This window comes from Agromyces humi (assembly GCF_009720255.1).
GTDB lineage: Bacteria > Actinomycetota > Actinomycetes > Actinomycetales > Microbacteriaceae > Agromyces > Agromyces humi.
The window spans coordinates 1-3,643 of sequence record NZ_WJSP02000367.1 but is presented as its reverse complement, the minus strand read 5'-3'; the positions used below and the strand labels follow the sequence as shown (position 1 = coordinate 3,643).

The following is a 3,643-nucleotide window of genomic DNA, read 5'->3' as shown; positions in this document are numbered from 1 at the left end:
GGCCTCAACGCCGAGCAGCTCGAGGCGCTCGCCGCGGCCGGCGCGTTCGACGTCTTCGGCCTGCAGCGTCGCGAGGCGCTCTGGCTCGCGGGCGAGGCCGCCGAGGACCGCGAGGAGTACCTCGCCGGATCGATCGTCGTCGTGCAACCGCCCCTCCTGCCGATGCTGAGCCCCGCCGAGCAGGTGGTCTACGACCTGTGGGCCACGGGCATCTCCCCCGACGACCACCCGATCCGGCACATCAGGGGGCAGCTCGACGAGCGCGGCGCGATCCGCATCGACCTCCTGCGACACGCCGAGAGCGGCCGCCGCATCGAGGTCGGCGGCGTCGTCACGCACCGGCAGCGCCCCGCCACCGCCAGCGGCATCACCTTCATGAACCTCGAGGACGAGTCCGGCACGCTCAACGTCATCGCCGGCGTGGGCGTCTGGACCAGGTATCGCCGACTGGCGCGCGAGGCGCCGGCGCTGATCGTGCGCGGCATCCTCGAACGCTCGCCCGAAGGGGTCACCAACCTCGTCGCCGACCGTTTCGAGCGTCTCACCGTGTCGGCACCCACCCGCTCACGCGACTTCCGTTAGCCTCGACCGGTGCCGACTGCGACCCACGATCCGAACGGACCCGACCGCTACGGCGCCGACGTGCTCGCCGGCGACTGGCGGGCACAGGGTCGACGCGTCATCCCGACCGTGGCCGTGGAGCGCGACCTCGTCGTCGAGCTCGCCGCCGACGGATTCTGCGGGGCCGTGGTCGCCGCCGACAAGCGAACCGTCACGCTCGAGGATCGCCTCGGACGACGGCGCATGTTCCCCCTCGGTCACGGGTTCCTCATCGACGGCGAGGCGGTGCAGCTCGCGGCCCCCGCACCGAAGGCACCGGCCGGCCGGATCCGCACGGCGTCGGGCTCCTTCGCCGTCGAGCAGGCGCCCGCGCGCGTCGCCCTGCCGAGCCGCATCTTCGTCGAGGGCCGCCACGACGCCGAGCTCGTCGAGAAGGTGTGGGGCGCCGACCTGCGCGTCGAAGGCGTCGTCGTCGAGTACCTCGAGGGCGTCGACGTGCTGGCCGCGCAGCTCGACGAGTTCCAGCCCGGACCCCGACGGCGCGCCGGCATCCTCGTCGACCACCTCGTGCCCGGCTCCAAGGAGCAGCGCATCGCCGACTCGGTCGCGCGCGGACGCCACGGACGCCACGTGCTCGTCGTGGGGCATCCGTTCATCGACGTCTGGCAGGCCGTGAAGCCGGCCCGCCTCGGCCGCGACGCCTGGCCGGTGATCCCCCGCGGCACCGAGTGGAAGCACGGCGTGTGCGAGGCGTTCGGCTGGCCGCACGCCGAGCAGGCCGACATCGCGCGCGCGTGGCAGCACATCCTCGGCCGCGTCCGCGGGTACGGCGACCTCGAGCCCGCACTGCTCGGCCGGGTCGAGGAGCTCATCGACTTCGTGACGGCGCCCCGCGAGGGCTGATCGGCGGCACCTCCCCGACGCGTCCGGTTCGGTGGTCCGAAATCCTGCCAATCCCGACGAATCGAGCGGATGCCCCCTGCGTCGCCGATATCGTGGCGGAGGCCGTGCAGGCGGCCGCGACGTGATGGGGCGGGAGCATCCGGGTCACCGTCGGGCGCTCCCGGGCAGGATGTGGAGCAGATGAGCGACGACATACGGCGCACGACGACCGACGCCGACCGGGCGAGGTGGCGGCGCTACCTCGCGGACGAACGGGCCGAGGCCGCGGTGTACCGCGAGCTCGCCGCGCGACGCGACGGCGAGGAGCGCGAGATCCTGCTGGCGCTGGCCGCCGCCGAAGGCCGTCACGAGGCGCACTGGCTGGCGCTCCTCGGCGGCGACGACTCGAAGGTGGTCCGCGCCGACGTGCGCACCAGGATGCTCGGTGCCCTCGCCCGGCGGTTCGGTTCGATCTTCGTGCTCGCCCTCGCCCAGCGGGCCGAGGCGCGGTCGCCGTACGCGACCGACCCCGACGCGACGCCGGCCATGGCGGCAGACGAGCGCATCCACGGCGAGGTCGTGCGGGGCCTCGCGGCGCGTGGCCGGCGCCGGCTCGCCGGGACGTTCCGCGCGGCGGTGTTCGGCGCGAACGACGGACTCGTGTCGAACCTCGCCCTCGTGCTCGGCATCGGCGCGACCGGCGTTCCCGCCTCCGTGGTGCTGTTCACGGGCATCGCCGGTCTCCTCGCCGGCGCACTCTCGATGGGGGCGGGCGAGTACGTGTCGGTGCGGTCGCAGCGCGAGCTGCTGGAGGCATCCGCCCCCGACCCGACCGCCCGCGAGGCGCTCGTGGACCTCGACATCGACGCGAACGAGCTGGCGCTCGTCTACCGTGCACGCGGGATGGACGACGCCGAATCGCGAGAACACGCCGCACTGGTGATGGCGCGCGTGCAGGCGGCGGGACAGTCGTCGACGCCGACCGATGCGCTCGCCGTGGTCGCCCACGATGACGAAGCCGTCGGCACCGGGCTCGCCGCGGCGATCTCGAGCTTCCTGTTCTTCGCCTCCGGGGCGCTCATCCCCGTGCTGCCCTGGATCTTCGGCCTCAGCGGCACCGCGGCGATCATCACCGCGACGGTGCTCGTGAGCGTCGCCCTGCTGGCCACCGGTGCGACGGTGGGCCTGCTCTCGGGCGCTTCGCCGCTGAAGCGGGCACTGCGGCAGCTCGGCATCGGCCTCGGCGCAGCGGCGGTCACCTACGTGCTGGGCCTCGCGTTCGGCACCTCGATCGGCTGAGCCGGCCCGGCGGGCGGATCAGCCGACGAGCTTGTTCCAGCCGTCGCCGTCGACGTGCTCGAAGATCAGGTTGGTCTCGGTGTGGGCGACCGCCGGATGCCCCGTGAGGTGCGCCAGCACGAATTCCCGCAGCTCCTCTGCGTCGCGAGCGGCCACGTGGAGCAGGTAGTCCTCGGCGCCGGCCATGTGGAACACCCCGAGCACGCCGGGCAGGTGCGGAACCTGGGCGCGGAACGCGTCGATCTCGCTGCGGTCGTGCTTCACCAGTCGGATGGCGATGAGCGCCTGCAGCGACACGCCGAGCGACGCCAGGTCGACGTCGACCCGGTATCCGCGCACCGTGCCGAGGCTCTGCAGCCGGCGCAGTCGGAGCGATACCGTGGACTCTGCGACGCCGACCTCGGCGGCGAGGGCCGCGCCCGACGCGCGGGCGTTGGTGGAGAGTGCCTGCAGCAGCGCTCGGTCGACACGGTCGAGTTCGGGTTTCTGCGCCATCGTCGGGCCTCCCTGATCTCAGCTTTTGCAGATGCTTCGAGGTTTCAAGCGTAGCGCACTAGATCGTGCATGACGATTTGCCGATCGTCACAGCTTCTGCTTCATTCAAGGCATGCAGACATCGTCGTCGCAGTTCGAGACCCGCGCCGTCCACGGCGGCATGAGCGGAGTCCGGGCGAGCGGATCCCACGTGCCCGTCATCGACTTCTCCACCACCAACCCGCTGCCCTCGGTCGAGACCGGCGGGCTCTCGTACGAGGAGCTCGCGACCGGCCACGACCTCGGCGAGGGCCGGTCGGCGGTCTACCAGCGCCTCTGGCAGCCCGGCGTCGCCCGCTTCGAGGAGTCGCTCGCGGGCCTCGAGGGCACCGACGGCGCCGTCGCGTTCGGCAGCGGCATGGCCGCG

Annotated in this window: 5 protein-coding genes; 4 read left to right on the top strand and 1 reads right to left on the bottom strand. The window is 72.7% G+C overall.

From position 1 onward, the window contains the following. The 3 genes from GH736_RS19155 to GH736_RS19145 all read left to right on the top strand — a co-directional run. Positions 1–582 (top strand): OB-fold nucleic acid binding domain-containing protein (locus tag GH736_RS19155; protein ID WP_328596916.1); only part of this gene is annotated, 582 nt, incomplete at its 5' end. A gap of 9 nt (positions 583–591) precedes the next feature. Next, a complete protein-coding gene (locus GH736_RS19150) occupies positions 592–1,464 on the top strand; it encodes a DUF3097 domain-containing protein (RefSeq protein WP_159606187.1) in 873 nt (290 codons plus the stop codon). A 180-nt stretch (positions 1,465–1,644) separates the two neighbouring features. Continuing rightward, positions 1,645–2,742: a VIT1/CCC1 transporter family protein gene (locus GH736_RS19145; protein ID WP_159606185.1), complete on the top strand. Its 1,098-nt coding sequence runs from the start codon at positions 1,645–1,647 to the stop codon at positions 2,740–2,742. An 18-nt stretch (positions 2,743–2,760) separates the two neighbouring features. On the opposite strand, the gene GH736_RS19140 is transcribed toward GH736_RS19145, so the two are convergent. Continuing rightward, a complete protein-coding gene (locus GH736_RS19140; protein WP_159606183.1) occupies positions 2,761–3,237 on the bottom strand; it encodes an Lrp/AsnC family transcriptional regulator in 477 nt (158 codons plus the stop codon). A 112-nt stretch (positions 3,238–3,349) separates the two neighbouring features. Here GH736_RS19140 and GH736_RS19135 point away from each other — a divergent pair. Beyond that, on the top strand, positions 3,350–3,643 hold a 294-nt coding region (locus GH736_RS19135), incomplete at its 3' end, for a PLP-dependent transferase (RefSeq protein ID WP_203230856.1).